Origin of the sequence: Halorubrum persicum (genome assembly GCF_002727125.1) — an archaeon.
In the GTDB taxonomy this organism is placed as follows: domain Archaea; phylum Halobacteriota; class Halobacteria; order Halobacteriales; family Haloferacaceae; genus Halorubrum; species Halorubrum persicum.
The window spans coordinates 17877-37213 of record NZ_NHOA01000020.1 but is presented as its reverse complement, the minus strand read 5'-3'; the positions used below and the strand labels follow the sequence as shown (position 1 = coordinate 37213).

The 19337-nt window shown below is 68.3% G+C and carries 16 protein-coding genes; 3 read left to right on the top strand and 13 right to left on the bottom strand.

Translation table 11 applies throughout. The features are described 5' to 3' along the window. Positions 1–8 precede the first annotated feature (8 nt). Together DJ69_RS03185 and DJ69_RS03180 are read right to left on the bottom strand one after the other, a co-directional pair. Complete coding sequence (locus DJ69_RS03185; protein WP_099254266.1) at positions 9–866, bottom strand: ABC transporter permease; 858 nt, start codon at positions 864–866, stop codon at positions 9–11. Next, on the bottom strand, positions 863–1933 hold the full coding sequence (locus DJ69_RS03180; RefSeq protein WP_099254265.1) for an ABC transporter ATP-binding protein: 1071 nt from the start codon (positions 1931–1933) through the stop codon (positions 863–865). The genes DJ69_RS03185 and DJ69_RS03180 overlap by 4 nt, the downstream gene beginning before the upstream one ends. Positions 1934–2208: 275 nt before the next feature. Between DJ69_RS03180 and DJ69_RS03175 the strand changes: the two genes are divergently transcribed. Then, positions 2209–3975: an L-lactate permease gene (locus DJ69_RS03175; protein WP_099254264.1), complete on the top strand. Its 1767-nt coding sequence runs from the start codon at positions 2209–2211 to the stop codon at positions 3973–3975. A gap of 116 nt (positions 3976–4091) precedes the next feature. Here the strand turns inward: DJ69_RS03175 and DJ69_RS03170 are convergent, their stop codons facing one another. Then, a complete protein-coding gene (locus DJ69_RS03170) occupies positions 4092–7184 on the bottom strand; it encodes an FAD-binding and (Fe-S)-binding domain-containing protein (RefSeq protein WP_099254263.1) in 3093 nt (1030 codons plus the stop codon). 112 nt (positions 7185–7296) lie between these two features. Here DJ69_RS03170 and DJ69_RS03165 point away from each other — a divergent pair, with 112 nt between their 5' ends. Next, a complete protein-coding gene (locus tag DJ69_RS03165) occupies positions 7297–7665 on the top strand; it encodes a VOC family protein (protein WP_099254262.1) in 369 nt (122 codons plus the stop codon). Between the two features lie 68 nt (positions 7666–7733). Here the strand turns inward: DJ69_RS03165 and DJ69_RS03160 are convergent, their stop codons facing one another. The 5 genes from DJ69_RS03160 to DJ69_RS03140 form a co-directional block, all read right to left on the bottom strand. Continuing rightward, the gene (locus tag DJ69_RS03160; protein WP_099254261.1) at positions 7734–8081 is read right to left on the bottom strand and encodes a DUF7268 family protein; all 348 of its coding nucleotides are present in this window, start codon (positions 8079–8081) and stop codon (positions 7734–7736) included. Continuing rightward, a complete protein-coding gene (locus tag DJ69_RS03155) occupies positions 8074–8991 on the bottom strand; it encodes an ABC transporter permease (protein ID WP_099254260.1) in 918 nt (305 codons plus the stop codon). The genes DJ69_RS03160 and DJ69_RS03155 overlap by 8 nt, the downstream gene beginning before the upstream one ends. Next, complete coding sequence (locus DJ69_RS03150) at positions 8988–10001, bottom strand: ABC transporter permease (protein WP_099254259.1); 1014 nt, start codon at positions 9999–10001, stop codon at positions 8988–8990. Before DJ69_RS03150 ends, DJ69_RS03155 begins: the two co-directional genes overlap by 4 nt. Positions 10002–10051: 50 nt before the next feature. Continuing rightward, positions 10052–11770 carry an ABC transporter substrate-binding protein gene (locus DJ69_RS03145; RefSeq protein ID WP_099254258.1) on the bottom strand — a complete coding sequence of 573 codons (1719 nt, stop codon included), beginning with the start codon at positions 11768–11770 and terminating at the stop codon, positions 10052–10054. A gap of 103 nt (positions 11771–11873) precedes the next feature. Continuing rightward, the gene (locus tag DJ69_RS03140; protein ID WP_099254257.1) at positions 11874–14594 is read right to left on the bottom strand and encodes an ABC transporter ATP-binding protein; all 2721 of its coding nucleotides are present in this window, start codon (positions 14592–14594) and stop codon (positions 11874–11876) included. An 81-nt stretch (positions 14595–14675) separates the two neighbouring features. Here DJ69_RS03140 and DJ69_RS03135 point away from each other — a divergent pair, with 81 nt between their 5' ends. After that, complete coding sequence (locus DJ69_RS03135) at positions 14676–15161, top strand: DUF7529 family protein (protein ID WP_099254256.1); 486 nt, start codon at positions 14676–14678, stop codon at positions 15159–15161. A 106-nt stretch (positions 15162–15267) separates the two neighbouring features. Here DJ69_RS03135 and DJ69_RS03130 read toward each other — a convergent pair whose 3' ends face one another. The 5 genes from DJ69_RS03130 to DJ69_RS03115 all read right to left on the bottom strand — a co-directional run bounded on the left by DJ69_RS03130 (position 15268) and on the right by DJ69_RS03115 (position 19122). Beyond that, positions 15268–16179, bottom strand: coding sequence for an HpcH/HpaI aldolase/citrate lyase family protein (locus DJ69_RS03130; protein WP_099254255.1), 912 nt, complete (start codon positions 16177–16179; stop codon positions 15268–15270). A gap of 147 nt (positions 16180–16326) precedes the next feature. After that, positions 16327–16521: a hypothetical protein gene (locus DJ69_RS03125; RefSeq protein ID WP_099254254.1), complete on the bottom strand. Its 195-nt coding sequence runs from the start codon at positions 16519–16521 to the stop codon at positions 16327–16329. A gap of 269 nt (positions 16522–16790) precedes the next feature. Next, positions 16791–16967, bottom strand: a complete 177-nt coding sequence (locus DJ69_RS18190) for a hypothetical protein (RefSeq protein ID WP_180271704.1) — start codon at positions 16965–16967, stop codon at positions 16791–16793. Positions 16968–17042: 75 nt separating this feature from the next. Next, positions 17043–18083: a zinc-dependent alcohol dehydrogenase family protein gene (locus tag DJ69_RS03120; RefSeq protein WP_099254253.1), complete on the bottom strand. Its 1041-nt coding sequence runs from the start codon at positions 18081–18083 to the stop codon at positions 17043–17045. A 52-nt stretch (positions 18084–18135) separates the two neighbouring features. Beyond that, the gene (locus DJ69_RS03115; protein ID WP_099254252.1) at positions 18136–19122 is read right to left on the bottom strand and encodes a bile acid:sodium symporter family protein; all 987 of its coding nucleotides are present in this window, start codon (positions 19120–19122) and stop codon (positions 18136–18138) included. Between the last annotated feature and the right edge of the window lie 215 nt (positions 19123–19337).

The following is a 19337-nucleotide window of genomic DNA, read 5'->3' as shown; positions in this document are numbered from 1 at the left end:
CGCGGGGGTCAGTAGTCGCCCAGGACCCCGAGCCGCCGCGCCCGTCGCGTCGCGTAGTGGAAGACGACGTACCCTCCGAGGAGGTAGCCGGCGGCCACGCCGACGAGGAGCCCGAGGTCGGCGACGCCGAACTCCCACAGCCGGACGCCATCGACCATCGCGCGCTGGAGCATCGCGCTCCCGTGGGCCAACGGGAGGACTCGGGTCCACGGCGCGTCGAGGACGGGCGCCGAGATCAGCGCGACGAACCCGAACTGCAGCAGGTTCAGCCAGTTCCCGATCCGCTTGTACAGCACCGTCACGCCGCCGGCGGCGAACCCCAGTCCCAGCACCGACGTGACCGCGAGCCCCGCGACGGGGATGACCGTGAAGGGGTCGAGGCTGAGTCGGGTCCCCGTCAACACCAGCATGACGGCGAGCACGACCGCCGAGGTGAGGAACGTCCGGACCACCTTCGCGACCCCCTTCAGCAGGGCGACCGGCGCGAAGCCGAACGGCGTGGTGATGTGCCGCTCTAACGTCCCCCACTGCACCTCGCTGCCGATGTCGTTCGACACCGACGAGTACGCGCCGACCGACAGCGTCCACAGGAAGTAGCCGACGATGATCCCAGACAGCGAGTCCGTCAGCGCCTGTCCGGCCAGCAGCCGCCCGCCGTAGAAGAGGACGCCGAAGAAGAACAGCGCGACGACGATCCCCCCGATCGCGTTCGCCGGATACCGGACGAAGATCAGGTACTCGCGGTAGAGCACGGCCCGCGCGAGGTGGTAGTACGTGGCGGGTCGGGGCTCGTCGTCTGTGGCCGGTCGGGGCTCGTCGTCTGGGTCGGCGACGGTCCGCGCCGCGGGGTCTTCGCCGCCCGTCACGGCGCCTTCCCTCGCCCGTCCGGTTCCATCCCGGTGAGGTCGACGAACACGTCCTCCAGCTCTGGACGGACGGTCCGAACGTCCTCCACCGTGACGCCCGCCTCGCGGAGCGCGTCCATGAGGTCGTACAGTGCGTCGCCCGCGGCGGCGACCTCGACGCTGGCGGCGTCAGCGCCGGGCCCGGTTTCGACCGCCCGCACGTCGAAGCGGTCCCGGAGGGTCGCGACGACGGCGTCGTCGATGTCCGCGCTGACGACCCGGATGACGTCGCGGTCGGTGCCGGAGAGGAGCGCCGCGACGGTGTCGTCGGCGACGATCCGCCCGTTCGCCATCATCACCACGCGGTCGCAGACGTCCTCGATGACGCCCATATCGTGGCTGCTGAGGACGATCGTGAGCCCCTCCTCGCGGGCGAGCCGCCGGAGCTCCCGGCGGAGCGTCCGGGAGCTCTCGACGTCGAGTCCGAGCGTCGGCTCGTCGAGGAAGACGAGCTCCGCGCCGCCCGCCAGCACGCTCGCCAGCGACACCTTCTGTTTCATCCCCCGCGAGAGCTCTCGGACCGGCGTATCCGCCTTCTCGGTCAGTTCGAGGCGGTCGAGCAGTCGGTCGTGTCGGGCCCGAACCGAGTCCGGATCGACGCCGGCGATCGTCGCGAAGTAGCGCAGGTTCTCGCGGACGGTGAGCCGCCAGTAGTCGTTGCGCGCACCCTCCAGCATCGCGTCGACGTCGGCGTAGGCGGCCCGTCGCCCGTCGCCGACGTCGGTGCCGAACACCCGAACCGACCCCGCGTCGGGGAGGACGATCCCGAGCGCGCACTTGATCAGCGTCGTCTTGCCGGCCCCGTTCGGGCCGAGCAGGCCGACGATCGAGCCGCGCTCGACGGCGAGGCTGACGTCGTCGACCGCGAGCACCGAGTCGTCGCCGTCGCCGAACCGCTTCGAGACGCCCTCGATCGCGAGTGCCGGCGGGGAGGCGTCCGCCGGGTCTCCGCCGGACGGGGCGTCGCCGGACCGGGCGCCGTCGCGCTCGCGGGGTCCCCCGCGGTCGCTCGCCGCGCTGCGTGCCATTGCGGATCGATACGTGCCGAGCGGGGATATATCCGCGCCGTCGTGACGTGCCCGCTGACGTGCCTGCTGACCTCTCGAACTGGGAATGTCCACCGCGAGCGAACCGATCTCGGTGCCACTCGCTCCCGGACGAAATAGTTGCGAAGCAAGAGAGTCCGAAAAGTTACCTTTTATAATTAATGAACGTGATGTATTCCGCGTCGTATGTGGATGGTAGCCTGTCACATGTGTTGTCGACCGAACCGAGCGATTGAGAGTAACCGCGGAGGGGATCCATGACGACCGGTATCGACGTTGCGGTGGCCGCGATTCCGCTGCTTCTCGCTGGGGTCCTGTTGATCGGATTCCTCTGGCCGGCGACCCGCGCGATGCCGGTGGCGTGGGTCGCGGCGCTGGTGATCGGCTATACCGCGTGGAGCATGCCGGTGAACTGGTTGGCGGCGGCGTCGGCCGTCGGGGTCATGACTGCGATCGAGATCCTCTGGATCGTCTTCGGCGCGCTGGTGCTGTTGTACACGCTGATGGAGGCCGGCGCGTTCGACCGGATCAATCGGGGATTCGCGACGGTCAGCGACGACCGACGCGTCCAGATCGTCCTGATCGCCTTCTTCATGGCGACGTTCATCGAGGGCGCCGCCGGCTTCGGGACGCCGGCCGCGGTCGTCGCGCCGCTGCTCTTGGGCCTCGGCTTCCCGGCGCTCGCGGCGGTCGTCGCCGGGATCATCGGACACATCATTGCGGTCACGTACGGCGCGGTGGGGACGCCGATCGTGGTCGGCATCCAGAGTCCGATGGAGAGCGTCGAGTTCACCCGCACCGCGATCCAAGACGGCGGGATGACCGTTCAGGAGTTCTCGGTCAACGTGGCGGCGTGGGCGGCGACGTATCACGCGCTGGTCGGATTCGTCATGCCGCTGTTCGCGGTCGGCATGGTCGTCTACTTCTTCGGGGATCCGGACGACCGCTCGCTGGAGCCGGCCTGGGAGGTCGCGCCGCTCTGTCTGGCGTCGGGGATCGCCTTCGCGGTCCCGTACTGGGTCTCGGCGTGGTTCCTCACGGCCGAGTTCCCGGCGCTTATCGGATCGATGGTCGGCGGCGCCATCATCCTGAGCATCCTGCGCGCGGGGTACCTCCTGCCCGACGAGGAGTGGGAGTTCCCGGAGCGGGAGAAGTGGGCCGACCACTGGGTCGGATCGATCGAACCCGGCCAGTCGAACGGGTCGAACGGCGGGGGCGCCGACACTCGCGGCGGCGTCTCGCCCGAGGCGAAGGCGGCCGACCTCGGCGGCGGCGAAGAGATGTCGCTGCTGAAGGCGTGGTCGCCGTACGTCCTGCTCGTGATCTTGCTGGTCGTGACCCGTGCGGTCGGTCCGATCTCGAACTTCATCAACCGCGACATCTTCATCGTCAGTTGGAGCGATATCCTCGGCACCAGCCTCGACGGCGCCGTCGCGTGGATGAACGTGCCGGGCTTCTGGCTGCTCGTGAGCGCCGTGCTCGCGATCCCGATCTTCAGCATGTCCGGTGAGGAGGTCACTGACGCGTGGAAGGAGGCCGCTCGGAAGATCGTGTCGCCGTTCATCGCGCTCGTCTTCGTCATCGCCATGGTGCAGGTGATGCTCCAGTCCGGCGCGCATCCCGGCGCTCCGGCGGTCGGCAGCATGATCGTCCTGCTCGCACAGACGACCGCCGACCTTCTCGGCGTCGTGTACCCGGCCGTCGCCGCGCTGATCGGGGCGCTCGGCGCCGCGATGGCCGGGTCGAACACCGTCTCGAACATCACCTTCGGCGCGTTCCAGTTCGAGGCCGCGACCCAGCTCGGGCTCCCGCGAACGGTCATCGTCGGCGCGCAGGCCGTCGGCGGTGCCATCGGGAACCTGGTCGCGATCCACAACCTCGTCGCCGCGCTCGCGACGGTCGGCCTCCTCGGACAGGAGGGGCGGGTGATGCGGCTGAACATGATCCCGCTGCTGTACTACGCGACCGGCGTCGGACTGCTGTGTCTGCTGTTCAGCTACGTGGTGTTCCCCGGCGTCTTCTGAACGCGGACTCGGCAGGACGGCCCCGCACTTTTTTTCGCGTCGACCCCGCAAGTGGCGCGGCCGCCGGTCGGACGAAACGTAGCCGGACGAAACGCCGGTCGGAACGCGCGCCCCGCTCAGTCGTCGGCAGCCGCCGGGCTCGCCGGCTCGCCGGCAGCGATGTCGGCGTCGGACGCGGGCCCGGTCACCGCCTCGGCGACCTTCTCGATCGGGTGCGGCGGGCTCTCGGCCCGGTCGCGATCGCCCAGCTGGGACCGACAGGAGGCGCCGGGCGCGGTGACCGTCTCGCCGCCGCTCTCCTCGACCTGATCGAAGAGGATCCGGCCGATCGCCTTCGAGATGTCGTAGTGCTCGGCCTCGTAGCCGAACGAGCCCGCCATCCCGCAACACGAGGAGTCGAGCGGGTCCACGTCGTAGCCGGCCCGCCGCAACACGCCGACCGCGTGGTGGTCCTTGTTCGTCGCCTTCTGGTTGCAGTGGCCGTGGTACGTGAGCGACTCCGCGGGCGCGTCGAACGCCACCCGCTCGTCGACCCGCCCCGCGTCGAGGTACTCTAACACCCCGTACGCGGCCGCCGACACCGCCTCGACCGCCTCGCCGTCCAGCAGGTCCAGGTACTCGTCCTGGAACATCACCGCGTCCGAGGGCTCGACGAAGACGACCGACTGCCCCGCTCGAACGCGCGGCGCGAGCGCCGCGACGTTCGCCTCCGCGCGCTCGCGGGCGTCGTCGAGGAACCCGGTCGAGAACGCCGCGCGCCCCGAGGGCGCCAGATCGTCCGGCACCTCCACGCGGACGCCCGCCGCCTCCAGCACCTCGACCGCCGCCTTCCCGGCCGCCGGGTAGCTGTAGTTCGTGTACGTGTCCGGGAACAGCACGACCGTGTCGGTCGCGTCCGCCGGGTCGACCGTCGACCCGCCGCGGGACGCGAACCACTCTTCGAAGCTCTCGGATCGGAACGTCGGCAGCTCGCGGTCCGCGGCGATCCCCGCGACGGCCTCCATCACCGCGCGGGCGCCGGGGATCTTCGTCGCCGCGTTCGACACCGGCGCGAGCGCGCTCCCGAGCGCCGAAAAGCGGTCGATGTCGCGGAAGATCCGCTCGCGGAGCCCCGACCCCTCCTTCTCGTGGTGTTCGTGTTTCACCTCGGCTTTGAGCTTCGCGAGGTCGACGCCGGTCGGACAGTCGCTCTGACACCCCTTACAGCCGACGCAGAGCCCGAGCACCTCCTCCTGGAACCGGTCGGAGTGGATCTCGTCGTCGTCGAGCTCGCCGCTGATGGCGGCTCGGAGCATGTTCGCTCGCCCGCGCGTCGCCTGGATCTCCTCCTCGGAGGCGCGGTACGTCGGGCACATCACGCCCGACTCCGTCTCCCGGCAGGTGCCGCAGCCGTTGCACAGCTCGACCAGATGGGAGAACCCGCCCTCGTCGGAGAAGTCCAGCTCGGTCTGCGGCTCGATCGATTGGTACTGCGGGCCGTATCGGAGGTTCTCGCGCATGTCCGTGTCGGCGGCGGTGTCGGGGTAGCCGCGCTCGGTCGCGGTGTCGTCGTCGACGTAGACGACCTTCCCCGGGTTCATCCGCCACTCGGGGTCGAACGTCGACTTGAGCTCCTGAAACGCGCGCCAGAGCGCCTCGCCGTACATCTTGGGGTTGAACTCGGTGCGCGCGAGCCCGTCGCCGTGCTCGCCGGAGAAGGCGCCGTGGTGCTCCAAGACGAGGTCGGTGACGTCCTCGGAGATGGAGTGCATCTTCTCGACGCCCTCCTCCTCTTTCAGCGAGAGGATGGGGCGGATGTGGAGCGTGCCGCTCCCGGCGTGTGCGAAGTAGGCGGCCGAGGTGTCGTGGTCGGTGAGGACCTCTTCGAACTGCCCGACGTACTCCGCGAGCTCCTCGGGCGGCACGGTGGCGTCCTCGATGAACGGGTACGGTTTCGGGTCGCCCTGCATGCTCATCAGCAGGGGGATCGCCGCCTTCCGGAGGTTCCAGAGGTCGGCCTGGGCCTCGGGGGAGTACGCCTCCAGCACGTCGAAGGCGTCGCCGTCGTCGACGAAGTGGGCGTTCGTGTCGGCGATCGCCGCTTCGAAGTCGTCGACGAGCTCAGAGTCCCACTCCAACATAAGCGCGGCGGTGGCGCGGTCCGGGATCGGCTCGGCGTACTGCGCGAACTCCTGTGAGCCGGCGGCCAGCGAGAACACCTCGTCGTCCATCAGCTCGACCGCACTCACCGGGAACTCCAGCGCCTCGGGGACGGCTTTCATCGCGTCGACCAGCGAGTCGAAGGTGTACAGCGCGAGCGCGGTCTCTTCGGGGCGGGTGACGAGCGACACCTCGGCCTCGACGATCGTGCCGAGCGTCCCCTCGGCGCCCACGAACAGCTTCGAGAGGTTGATCACCTCCTCGCCGTCGTCGTTCTCGTAGATCACCTTGTGGAGGTTGTACCCGGAGACGGAGCGCTTGAGGTTCGGGTACTTCTCGTCGATCGCGGCCTGGTTCTCCTCGACGAGCGCGCGCGTGGTCTCGTACAGCGCGGCCTCTCGGTCGTTTTGCGCGACGATCTCCTCGTACTCGGGAGAGTCGAGCACGACCTCGCGGGTGTGAATCAGCGAGCCGTCGGCGAGGACGACTTTCAGCTCCTCCGTGTACGCGTCGGTGATGCCGTAGCGCACCGAGTGCGCGCCCGTGGAGTTGTTGCCGATGCCGCCGACGACGGTCGCTCGCGCGGAGGAGGCGGGGTCGGGCGCGAACTTGAGCCCGTCTTCGGCGAGCCGGTCGTCGAGGTGGTCCTGCACGACGCCGGGCTGGACCACGGCGCGGCGGTCGTCGGGCCGGACGTCGACGATCTCGTCCATGTACGTTGAGAAGTCGAGGACGACACAGCCCGGGCCGACGGTCTGGCCGCCCAGCGAGGAGCCGGCGCCGCGCGGGATGACGGGCACCTCGTGCTCCGCGGCGACCTCCATCGTCGCCTGTACGTCCGCGACCGAGCGCGGGATCACGACGCCGGCCGGTCGCGCCTGATAGATGCTGCCGTCGGTGGCGTACAGAACCTGCGCGTACTCGTCGAACTGGACGTCGCCGGCGACGCGCTCGCGGAGATCCGCCGCGAGCGATCGGTACGCCGGCACGTCGGGTCGGTCGTGACCGAGCGCCGCCGCTGACGTGTCCAGGTCGGGCACGTTCCCTCCTCGCGTGGGCTCGCTTGCCATGATACTAAGCGGGGGAGAAGCGCGAATAAAACCTTTGTTCATGACACTCCATGGGGTAATCGCGAGTCGGCCGCTCGCCGGGATTTATTACGGTGCCGCGACACCCCCGGCCATGGAGATTCTCCACACGTGTCTGAACGTGGCGGACGCCGACCGCACCGCGGACTGGTACGTCGAGCAGCTCGGGTTCGAGCGCTCCTGGGAGTTCACGACCGCCGACGGCGACACGCGCAACGTGTACGTCGCCGACGACGCCGGCGTCGAGTTCCAGCTGTCGGACACCGACGGCGAGGAGCCGAGCGCCGACGGCGACCGCTACGACCACGTCGCCGTCGGCGTCGACGATGTCGACGCGACGTTCGATGAGATCGACCACCACGGCGTCGTGAAGGAGCCGGGCGACCAGCCGGAGGCCGGCGCGCGCACCGCGTTCGTGAAAGACCCCGACGGCCACGCGGTCGAGCTGATCGAGCCGCTCTGAGACGCCCGGCCCGACCGCGCGACGGTGTCACGCCCCAAGCGTCCCGAGTCGCCGTCGACGCGACCCGCTTAGATTCCGACGAACAGTATCGACGCCGCGACCGCGGTCCCCGCCCAGCCGGCGCCGACCCAAGTCAACACGGCGAACGCCTGGCGCGCCCCCTCGCGGCTCCACTCCGACTCGCCGCCGAGGTGGTCCTGTACCGCCGACATGGAGTCGCCGAAGCCGACCGCGCCACCCCACGTCGCGACGCCGAAGCCGAACAGGAGCGCGCCGAGCGCGAACGAGGTGTCAGTCGCCTGCTTCGCCCCGGCGATCGGGAAGAGCACGCCCGCGACGACGACCCCGAGAAGGCCGCCGACGCCGACCCACCGGCCGATCGTTCGCCCGGACGGGCGGGTGTCGCGGTCAGTCAACGGTCTCCCGCATCCGCGGGTCGAGCGCGTCGCGCATCCCGTCGCCGAGGAGGTTGAACCCGAGCACCGTCAGCGCGAGCAGCAGACCGGGGAAGAAGGACCACCACCACGCCCCGGAGAACAGCCCGAACTCGACGCCGTTCGAGAGCATCATCCCCCAGGTCGGCTCTCCCGGACTGGCTCCGAAGCCGAGGAACGACAGCGCGGCGATGTCGATGATCGCGAGCCCGTAGTTGAGCGTCGACTGGACCGTGATTGGCGCGAGACAGTTCGGCAGGACGTGCCGAATGAGCAGCCGCGGGTCGGTCGCGCCGAGCGCCTTCGTGGCGTCGGTGTACTCGTCTTCGAGCACCTTCAGCGCGGCGCCCCGGACGACCCGGGCGAATCGCGGGGTGTAGACGAGCGTCAGCGCCCCGACGGCCCGCCACAGGCCAAGCTCTTCCGGGAAGATGGTGACGAGCGCCAGCGCCAACAGCAGCGACGGGAACGACAGCAGCACGTCCATCGTCCGCATGATGACGTTGTCGGTCAGGTCGCCGTAGTACGCGGCGACGATCCCCAGACTCACTCCGAGGAACGTCGACGCGACGACGGTGACCGTGCCGTAGAGGACCGCGTACCAGGCCCCGTACATCACGCGCGGGAAGATGTCCCGAGCCTGGCCGTCCGTGCCGAAGGGGTACGCCGCGCTGGGCGCGGCCTCGGACGGGTTCGTCCCGAACTGGGTCGCCATGAGGTCGCTGAGGTCGTACGTGATCCGCGCGTAGATCGCGAGCAGAATGACGCCCACGATGATGACGATCCCGGTGATCGCGAGTCGGTTCGAGAGGAGCTGCGAGAGGAACGGGCTCGCGCGCAGCCGCTCGACGATGCCTCGGTCGATGGTTTCGGTCTGTGTCTCTGTGCTCATTGTTCGATGCGTGGGTCGAGGACCGAGTACGTGAGGTCGACGCCGAGGTTAACTAGCGTGTACAACACGGCGAAGACGAGGACTGTTCCCTGCACGACGGGGTAGTCGCTGCGGTTGATCGCGTCGACGAGCAGCGTGCCGATGCCGTTGATCTCGAAGACGGTCTCCGTGAGCACCGCGCCGCCGAGCAGCGATCCGAACTGGATGCCGATCACGGTGATGACGGGAATGAACGCGTTGCGGAGCCCGTGTTTCATCACGGTGATCTTCGAGCCCTGCCCCTTCGCCCGGGCGGTCCGCATGTAGTCTTGGCGGATCACCTCGACCATGGACGAGCGCATCATCCGCGAGAGCAGCGCCATCTGGTAGATCCCGAGCACGACCACCGGCAAGAGCAGGTGAATGACCGCGGACTGGAACGCCGCGAGGTTCCCCGCCCACAGCGTGTCGACGAGGATGAGCCCCGTGACCGGCTCGACGAAGTACTCGGAGCCGATTCGACCGCTGGTCGGGAGGAGCCCGAGGAACTGCGCGAAAAGCAGGATGAGAAGCGGGCCGCTCCAGTAGATCGGGATGCTGATGCCGCTCAGTGCGCCGATGCGGGTGAGGTGGTCGGTCCACGTGTCCTGTTTGACCGCGCTGAGGATCCCCAGCGGGAGGCCGAACAGGAGCCCGGCGAACTGGCCGAGCAGCGCGAGTTCGATCGTGATCGGAAGCCGATCCACGAGGATCTGGCTCACCGCCGCGCCCCGGTTCACCTGGTAGGACTGACCGAAGTCGAACGTCGCGACCTCGCCGAGGAAGCGAACGTACTGCTGCCAGAGCGGGTCGTCGAGTCCGAGGTCGGCGCGGACCTGATTGACGAACTCCTGGCTCGCTCGCTCACCGGCGATCACCACGGCGGGATCGCCGGGCGAGAGGTGGAGAATGGCGAACACCACCGTCGCGACCCCGAACAGAACGGGGAACAACATGAGCAGTCGTTTCAATACGAAACGTTTGGAGACCATTCAGGAAAAGGAGCGCATGGGACGGTCAAAAAATCTGTGTTCGGCGTCGACTACTCGAGCTCGACCGCTTCGAGGTACGGTCCCCCGATCGCGGCGACGCTGTAGTTGCTTACGCTGTTAGACACGCCGCGGACCTCGTCGGCGTAGTTGAGGAACACCCACGGCGCCTCGTCGTGCGCGACCTGAGCGGCCTCTCGGTACAGCTCCGCGCGGTCCTCCTGATTCGTGGTCCGTTGGGCATCCTCGACGAGACTCATGTACTCGCTGTTGGCCCACGCGGCGTTGTTCGAGGTGTTGAACCCCTCGGTGTCCCAGGAGACCCAGTCCTGCCCCTCCGGAACGTCGGTCTGGGGGTGGAGGAGGACGTAACAGAAGTTGTCGGCGTCGGCGTTGTCGGTGTACCAGCCGGCGAGCGTCGCGTCGTGGTTCCCCTGGTTGGTGTACGTGAGGTAGTCGGAGAACTGTCGGTCGTCGATCGACACCTCGATGCCGACCTCGGAGAGGTTCGACCGGATCGTCTCCGCGGTCGGGAGCGGCGCCGGGTTGTATCCGCGGGGGTTCTGGAACGTGGTCAGCGAGAACGAGAACCCGTCGCCGTAGCCAGCCTCCTCGAGCAGACTCTGCGCCTGTTCGGGGTCGTACTCGTAAGGGCTGATGTCGTCGTTGTGGCCGGACAGCGCGGGCGGGATCGGCTGGTCGGCCTGCGTGGCGATCCCCGAGTAGATGTTCTCGACGATCGCTTGGGTGTCGATGGCGTAGCTGATCGCGCGGCGGACGCGGCGGTCCCGGAACGGCTCGACGCGCGAGAGGTTAAACGCCATGTATCCGATGTTGATCCCCGTCGCCGTCCGGGCCTCGGCGGTGTCGGACCCTTCGATGATCTGCATGCTGTCGGGGTCGAGCCCGTCGATGATGTCGAGCTCTTCCTCGACGAGCGCCTGGGCGCGCGTGGAGTTCTGCCCGCGAGTGAGGAACAGCACCTCGTCGACGTTCGGGGCGTCTCCCCAGTAGTCGTCGAAGGTCGTGAGCCGGATGCGGTTGTTCGCGTTGTCGAGCGTCTCGAGCTGGAACGGACCGGTCCCGACCATCTCCTCGTCGAGGTTCGTGTCGCCCTCGATCGCGTCCTTCGAGATGGCGACGGAGACGAACATCGCGAGGTTTCGGAGGAACGGCGCGTACGTTTGGGTGAGCGTGATCGAGAGCTCGTAGTCGCTCGGCGCCTCGATGCTGTCGACCCAGTTGCCGAGGGTGAACGGCCCGTACCCGGAGGCGTCCTCGAAGTGGTACTCGTAGTCCTCGTCGACGAACCGCCGATACGTCGCGATGAAGTCGTCGGCGGTGAACTCCGAGCCGTCGTGGAAGCTCACGCCCTCCCGCAGCGTGAGCGTCACCGAATCGCCGTCGAGCGACCAGTCGGTGGCGAGCGACTCGGTGAGCGAGGCCTCTCCGGGCTGGAACGCGATCAGCCCCTCGTACGCCTGGTTCGTGACCTTCGCGACCTCGCCGCTGGTCGTGTTCTGCGGGTCGAGGGTGCTGGAGTGGGCGCCGCGACCGTAGCGGAGGGACGTCGTGTCCCCGCCGTCGCTGCCGTCCTCGCCGTCGCTCCCGTCGCTCCCGTCGCTGCCGTCGCTTCCGTCGCTGCCGTCGCCGCCGTCGCCGCCGTTTCCGCCGCAACCGGCGAGTGAGGCGACTGACGCCGTCGCGACCGTCGCGCCGCCCGCTCGTTGCAAGAAGCTACGCCGTGATGTTTCCGTGGTGTCGTGGGACATACACCGGTGGTAAATAGGCTACCTAAATAATTCTGGTGGAGCGATAGGACAACTCACCGAATAAACTCCGCTTGAGTGTCCGCGCGTTTGATTGCCCCTCAGATCACTCGTCGTAGAGGTGACACGCGGCGGGGTGGCCGCTCTCGTCGAGGGCGGGGTTCGATCGTTCGCAGACGCTCTCGAACGTCTCGCGCAGCGTGGCCTCGGCCTCCTCCCACCGCTCGTTTTTCAGGTGTTCGAAGGATTCGGCGACGACCTCACGCGCCTCCCCCGAGAGCGGACCGTCGAAGAAGTACTCGAAGAGCGTCGCGTGGGGGCCGCCGTCGGCGACGGCTGTCGACGCCGACTCGTCCTCGATTCGGACCTCGGACTCGATGGCGTCGAGGTCGATGTCCCCGGACTCCAGGCGCTGTCGGTAGAACATCACCTCTCGGTATCGGTCCTGGTCGATGTCCAGGTCGTCCGGCGGGATGATCGACGGGCACCGGGTGCGGAACCGACAGCCGGATGGCGGGTCGATCGGTGACGGAACGTCCCCCTTGAGGATCGTTCGGTCGTCCGTGTCGGCGAGGGGGTCCGGCTCCGGGATCGCGGACAGGAGCGCCCTGGTGTAGGGGTGTTTCGGCGTCTCGAACAGCTCGTCCGTCTCGGCGACCTCGACGATCTCGCCGAGGTACATCACGGCCACCCGATCGGAGATGTGCCGGACGACGCTCAGGTCGTGCGCGATGAACAGGAAGGTGAGACCGAACTCCTCTTGGAGGTCCTCTAGGAGGTTGATGATCTGCGCCTGAACGGACACGTCGAGTGCGGACACGGGTTCGTCGGCGACGATGAAGTCCGGGTCCACGGCCAGCGCTCGCGCGATGCCGACCCGCTGACGCTGCCCCCCGGAGAGCTCGTGGGGGTAGCGGCCGAACTGCCCGCGCTCCAGCCCGACCGCGTCCATCAGCTCGAAGACGCGCTCGCGTCGACGCCCCTCGGCGAGCCCGTGGATCTTCAGCGGCTCCATGATCGTCTGGCCGGCGGTCATCCGCGGGTCGAGGCTCGACATCGGATCTTGGAACACCATCTGCATGTCCTTCCGCCGCTTGCGGAGGTCCGACTTCGAGAGCGATCCGAGGTCCTCGCCGGCGAACACCACCTTCCCGTCGGTCGGCGGGTCCAGGTGGAGGATCGCTCGCCCCGCCGTGGACTTCCCGCAGCCGGACTCGCCGACGAGCCCCAGCGTCTCCCGCTCGCGGACGTCGAGATCGATCCCGTCGACGGCCTTCACGCTCGGGTCGCCGCCGCCGAACACCCGATCGAGCGCGCCGTCCTCCTGTTGGTAGTACTTCCGCATCTCGCTGACCTCGACGATCGGGTCGCCGATGGCGGACCTCGCGCCGACCTCGACGCCGTCGGTGCCGTACGCCGCCTTGTCGAACTCCTCGTGTACGCATTTCGACCGGTGGTCGACGTCGTCCGCACCGTGCTGGAGATACGGGATCTCTCCCTCGCGACACTGCGGTTCGGCCCACGGACAGCGCGGCGCGAAGTGGCACCCGTCGGGCATATCGATCAGGTCGGGAACGTTCCCCTCGATCGGAGTTAGCCGCTCTTTCTCCTCGGTGGGGATCGACTCCAACAGGGTGTACGTGTAGGGGTGGCTGGGGTTGGAGAAGATCTCCTCGACCGGCCCCTCCTCGACGATCTCGCCGGCGTACATCACGGCCACGCGGTCGCAGGTCTCGGCCACGACGCCGAGGTCGTGGGTGATCATCAGGACGGACATCCCGAACTCCGTCTGCAGATCGTCGATCAGGTCGAGGATCTGCGCCTGGATCGTCACGTCGAGCGCGGTGGTCGGCTCGTCGGCGATGAGGAGGTTCGGCTGGCAGGCGAGCGCGATGGCGACGAGCACGCGCTGGCGCATCCCGCCGGAGAACTCGTGCGGATAGTCGTCCACGCGCTGTTTCGCCTCCGGGATACCGACCGCTTGGAGCATTCTGACGACCTCGTCCATCACCTCCTCGTCGCCCTCGCGACCCCCGATCTTCGGGAGTATCTCGCGGATCCCGTTGGCCCACGAGTCGCTCTTCTGACCGCCGTACCGGTGGAGCCGCAGCGACTCGGCGATCTGTTCCCCGACGGTGACCGCCGGGTTGAGCGAGGTCATCGGGTCCTGGAATATCATCCCCATCTCGCCCCCGCGGACCCGACGGACGGCCGCCTCGGGGGCGGCCGTCACGTCGACGATCCCCTCGCCGATCTCGACGTCGGTCGGCGTCGCCCCGTCGCGGATCCGCTCGCGCGCGCCGGCGTCGAGGAAGACGAAGCCGTCGACGGCGTCGGCGAGCGACGCCTCGAGGTCGTCTCCGACGGCCTCCGGATCGACGCCGTTCGCGAGGCGCTCGGCGGCGGTCTCGAGGGCGCCCGCGAGGTCGTCGGGGTCCGCCTCGTCCGCGAGGTCGTCGGCCATTCCGCGGAGCTCCGCCGGCGTGTCGGAGACGCGTCGGCCGGCGCGGAGGTCGCTGCTCACGGCCGATATTGCGTCGATCAGTCCGGACGGGTACGGGACGTACGCGCCGTCGAACTCCTCGAGGAGGGAGGCGGCGAGCGCCGGATCCGCGAGGGTGATCCGCCCGCCGGCGATCTCGCCGGGATCGTCGACGAGGTCCATCGCCGAGAGGGCAGTGACGCTCTTGCCCGATCCGGACTCGCCAACGAGACCGACGGTCTCGCCGTGTTCTATCGAGAGGTCGATGCCGTCGACGGCCTTGACTGCGCCCCGTTCGGTTCTGAATTGGGTTCGGAGCGCCGACAGCGAGAGTAGGTCAGTCACTATCGGCGGTAGAGCGCCTTACGGAAAAATATCTTTGGGGCTAGTGGAACCTTTTATACTACTACCCGAGCGTCTCTCCGTATGGGCGAACCTGCAGGCAACGACGCACCTGCGAACGTACAGGCCGGAAACGGGTGGTCAGCGGTCATCGAAGACATGGAAGCGACCGCGGCGGAGTACCGGGAGCGCGGCTGGACGACGCTCGAACTCCACCCGGGCGATTCCGTCCTCGTGGACTCGGACCGCCGGACCGGCCTCGATGTTGTCCTCCCCGGTCCGGAGTTCGAAGAGCTCGAATCGCTCGTCGAGGATCGCCAGTTCCGGGACGTCGAGGTGTTCCGGGCGGAGGGTGACGAGCTGGTGTACGTGCTCGTCGTCGAGCTCGCCCCCGAGAGCGAGACCGCCGTGTTCGTCCCCGCGTACTACGATCCGAGCCAGTCGGCGGAGGCGATCGAACTGATCAGGGAGACGGGAGCCGTCCGACTCTTCTGTCGGCGACTGAACGACGACACCGTGCAGTTCGTCCACGACGATCCGACGCCGTTCCTCCCGAGATCCGTCGACTGAGTGTATCCTACGAGTCGAAGAGGCGGCGAGCAAACGAGCGCCGCGGACGGCGCGTTCCGAGGCCGGCTCCACGAATAACAGCGATATCGGAGATCGCCCCCGGGCGTTACAGGATCCCGGCGGCTTCGGCGGTCTCGACGATGTCCTGGGCCATCTTGTTGGTGGCCTCGTCGACCATCTGACCGTCGACGCTCACGGCGCCCTGGCCTTTCTCCATCGCCTCGGCGTAGGCGTCGACGATGCGCTTGGCGCGCTCGGCCGTTTCCGGGTCGGGCGCGAACACTTCGTTACCGATCTCGATCTGTGAGGGGTGGATCGCCCACTTCCCGTCGCAGCCGATCATGTTGGCGTTCTCGGCGGACTCGCGGAACCCGTCGGCGTCCTCGATGTCGGCGTACGGCCCGTCGAGACACGGCAGTCCCGCCGACTTCGCCGCGGAGTTGCACTCGGAGAGGGCGTGATGCCAGTAGTGACCGGGGTACTCGGGGAACTGCCCGATGTCGAGTCCGGGCGTCCCCATCGCCGCGGAGTAGTCGCCCGGCCCGAAGATGATAGAGGAGAGCCGGTCGGAGGCGTGAGCGATGTCGTGGACGTTGTGGATCCCCTCGCCGTCTTCGATCTGGGGCTCGAGGCCGATCCCGCCGACCTCCAGCCCGTTGTTCTCCTCGACCTGCGCGAGCAGATTCTCGACGGTGTGAATGTCGCTGGCGGCCTTGACCTTCGGCACGATGATGTCGTCGATGAACTCACCGGCCTCGCTGACGACGGTGATCAGGTCGTCGTACCACCACTTGGTGTCGATTCCGTTCATTCGGAAGCTGAGGACCTTATCGCTCCAGTCCTCCTCGCGAGCCGCCTCGATCAGCGGCTCACGTGCGTCGGGCTTCGCGTTGGGCGCCACGGAGTCTTCGAGATCGAGGAACACCTCGTCGGCGTCGCTGTCGGCCGCCGAGTGCATCATCTTCTCGTCGCTCGCGGGCGTTGCAAGCTGCGTTCGTCGAAGAGTAACGTCCGTCATGTCTAGCAGGTCTATCACACTTTTCCATGAAAATAAAGATACCTTACGCGGGGGTATTTTCTCTGAGTCGGAACTGAATGAATTCGCGTCGCGGACGTTCGCCCCCCGCGACGACGCGGCCCACGCGACGGGGCAGTGGCGCTGCTCTCAGCGGTCCAGCCGCCGGACTACGGCCACGATCAGCAGCGCGATAAGAAACGCCCCGACCACCGCACCGAGCGTCGTCAGCGAAAACAGATCGGTCTCCTCGATCGGCGTGGTCCCGGTCGCCTCCGTTGCGATGACTGTAGGCAGGGTCACGACCGTGGCAACGGAGATGACACGGAACCGCGCTCGTCTCATCTCTCGGCCACCGTTCGTCGCCTCATCGTCAGCGGAGCGTCGGTGGTCGTATGCATACTGCGGCGCTCGGTGGTAGAGATATCTCACCGAGGTCCGGCATCGACGTAGTATTTCGCCGCCAGAACCGTCGTCTCCGGAACGCTACAGATCTTCTGGGAGAGACTGAAACGGCTTCTGAGACGCTCTCCGCCCGAGTCGTGCAGCACCTCTCATCGCGATGTCCGTCCGTAAAATAGTCGGGGTTCGAGGCGGGATCGTACCCGGCCGCGTCAGTCGTCGGCCGGGGCGCGCGGCTCTGCCGGGGGCTCGGTCTCCTCCGCTTCGTCCGCCGGCTCGTCTCCCGCGTCGACGTCGGGGACCGCATCGAGCCGTTCCTCCGCCTCCTCGGACCGGTGACGCTCTCGGAGTTCCTCGATCGAGCGCGCCTCGATATGATGATGGCACATGACAACTATTGCCAAGGACTACTGGCTGATAAGGATTGTGTCGAGAACGAGCCCGAGGAGAGCCGACGCGAGGGTTCAGGGCTTCACGACCACCTTGATCGCCTCGCGCTCGTCCATCAGGCGGTACCCCTCGGCGACCTCGTCGAGGCCGACCGTCTCCGTGAAGATCGGGGCGGGGTCGAGGGTGCCCTGTAGCACGTCGTCCATCAGCTCCTCGGCGTACGCGCGCACCGGCGCGACGCCGCCGGCGAGCGTCACGTTGTCGCCGAACAGCCCGAACACGTCGAGCCCCTCGTCGTCGACGCCGTAGGGAACGCCGACGTACCCGACGGTGCCGCCGGGGCGCACGGCGTCGATCGCGGTGTTCATCGCGCTCGCGGCGCCGACGCACTCCATCACGTGGTTCGGCCCGCCGTGGGTGAGCTCGCGGATCCGCTCGACCGCTTCCTCGCCGCGCTCCGAGACGGTCTCCGTGGCGCCGAACTCCGCGGCGAGGTCGAGTCGGTCCTCGTGGTGGCCGACGGCGATGATCCGCTCGGCGCCGAGTCGCCGGGCCGCGAGCACGCCGCAGAGGCCGACCGCGCCGTCGCCGATGACGGCCACCGTCGAGCCGGCCTCGACGCCCGCGCTGACGGCGGCGTGGTGGCCGGTGCCCATCACGTCCGTCAGCGGGAGCAGCGACCGGAGGGTGTCCTCGTCGTCGGCGTGGCGGTCGGGGACGCGCACGAGCGTCCCGTCGGCGTGGGTCGACCGGACGTACTCGCCCTGTCCGCCGCCGTTGTCGCCGCCCCACGAGTCGCGGTTCTCGCAGGAGGTGTGGAGCCCCTTCCGGCAGAACTCGCACTCGCCGCAGGAGATGGCGAAGGGGGCGAGCACGCGGTCGCCCGGGTCGACCGAGGTCACGTCGTCGCCGACCGATTCGACGATCCCCATCGGCTCGTGGCCGACCGGGGAGCCGGCGTCGCGGTCGCTGTCGCCGCGGTAGAACCACAGATCGGAGCCGCAGATCGCGGTGTGTGTCACGCGGACGACCGCGTCCGTCGGGGCCTCGATCTCGGGACGCGGTCGCTCCTCGACGTCGATCTCTCCGGGACCGTTGAAAATGGCGGCGCGCATGCGATTCGCTACCGGCGCCCGAGACAAAAGCGCGCGGGTCGGTCCCGGCTGCTCAGTCCGCGCCGACCGCCGACTCGTACTCGGCGATCGGTTCGTCGTCGAGACGGGTGAACAACGTCGCCAGCGCCGGCCCCGAGACGTTGTGCCAGACGCTGAACAGCGCGGGGATCAGCGCCGCGATGGGGTCGAAGAAGGCCGTGGCGAGCGCGACGGCCAGCCCGCTGTTCTGGAGCCCGACCTCGAACGCGCACGCCCGGGCGCGGTCTTCCGCCATCCCCGTCAGCTTCCCGACCCCGTACCCGGCGCCGAGGCCGAGGCCGTTGTGGAGGACGACGGCCGCGACGACCAGCGCGCCGGCGGTGAGGATGTTCTCGACGTTGAGGCCGACGACGGCGGCCACGATGCCGACGATGGCGACGACACTGATCGCGGGGAACACCGAGAGCCCGACCTTCGCCGCGGTCGGCGCGTAGCGATCGAGGAGGAGCCGGAGCGCGAGCCCCGCGACGACCGGGACGAGCACGACCCAGATGATGGTCTCCGAGAGCTGCGCGAAGGTGACGGAGATCTGCTCGCCGGCGAGCGCGACGATCCACGCCGGCATCACGAGCGGGGCGGTGATCGTCGTCACCGTCGTGATCGTCACCGACAGCGCCACGTCGCCGCGCCCGAGGTACGTCATCACGTTCGAGGCGGTGCCGCCCGGCGCCGCGCCGACGAGGACCAGCCCGATGCCGACCTCCCAGGGGAGGCCGAGGACGACGACGAGCGCGTACGCGAGCGTCGGCATCACCAGCCACTGCGCCGCCGCGCCGATCAGCACGTCGCGCGGTCGTTCCACGATGCGCTTGAAGTCGTCGGGCGTCAGCGTCAGCCCCATCCCGAGCATGATCACCCCGAGCAGCGGGGTGATGTAGTCGGCGATCGGCGTGAACGCCGACGGTTCGTACAGCGCGGCCCCGGAGGCGACGAGGACCCAGAGGACGAAGTACTTGCTCGTGAGCTCACCCACCCGCTCGATCCGGTCCAGTGCGGTCATCTCGTCGGCGTAATCACGACCGACTGAAAGGGGCTACAGTTCGGGCAAGGCTCTCCGTCTGCCCCCGGCCGTCGCCCTCGTGGGTCGCCGCTGTGGCCTCGACCGCTTCAGACGCGAGGGCCTCGACCGCCGGGCGTACCGCGCTCGGGGCGCTTCCGGCCGCGGGCGTCACACTCGGTGCCGGGGTGTCCGGCTCCGCCGCCGACCCGACCGAC

Excerpts from the sequence above, each read along its gene's own strand:
- DJ69_RS03180 (WP_099254265.1), bottom strand. The coding sequence starts at position 1,933 with ATGGCACGCAGCGCGGCGAGCGACCGCGGGGGACCCCGCGAGCGCGAC.
- DJ69_RS03175 (WP_099254264.1), top strand. The coding sequence starts at position 2,209 with ATGACGACCGGTATCGACGTTGCGGTGGCCGCGATTCCGCTGCTTCTC.
- DJ69_RS03170 (WP_099254263.1), bottom strand. The coding sequence starts at position 7,184 with ATGGCAAGCGAGCCCACGCGAGGAGGGAACGTGCCCGACCTGGACACG.
- DJ69_RS03165 (WP_099254262.1), top strand. The coding sequence starts at position 7,297 with ATGGAGATTCTCCACACGTGTCTGAACGTGGCGGACGCCGACCGCACC.
- DJ69_RS03155 (WP_099254260.1), bottom strand. The coding sequence starts at position 8,991 with ATGAGCACAGAGACACAGACCGAAACCATCGACCGAGGCATCGTCGAG.
- DJ69_RS03150 (WP_099254259.1), bottom strand. The coding sequence starts at position 10,001 with ATGGTCTCCAAACGTTTCGTATTGAAACGACTGCTCATGTTGTTCCCC.
- DJ69_RS03145 (WP_099254258.1), bottom strand. The coding sequence starts at position 11,770 with ATGTCCCACGACACCACGGAAACATCACGGCGTAGCTTCTTGCAACGA.
- DJ69_RS03135 (WP_099254256.1), top strand. The coding sequence starts at position 14,676 with ATGGGCGAACCTGCAGGCAACGACGCACCTGCGAACGTACAGGCCGGA.
- DJ69_RS03130 (WP_099254255.1), bottom strand. The coding sequence starts at position 16,179 with ATGACGGACGTTACTCTTCGACGAACGCAGCTTGCAACGCCCGCGAGC.
- DJ69_RS03125 (WP_099254254.1), bottom strand. The coding sequence starts at position 16,521 with ATGAGACGAGCGCGGTTCCGTGTCATCTCCGTTGCCACGGTCGTGACC.
- DJ69_RS18190 (WP_180271704.1), bottom strand. The coding sequence starts at position 16,967 with ATGTGCCATCATCATATCGAGGCGCGCTCGATCGAGGAACTCCGAGAG.
- DJ69_RS03120 (WP_099254253.1), bottom strand. The coding sequence starts at position 18,083 with ATGCGCGCCGCCATTTTCAACGGTCCCGGAGAGATCGACGTCGAGGAG.
- DJ69_RS03115 (WP_099254252.1), bottom strand. The coding sequence starts at position 19,122 with ATGACCGCACTGGACCGGATCGAGCGGGTGGGTGAGCTCACGAGCAAG.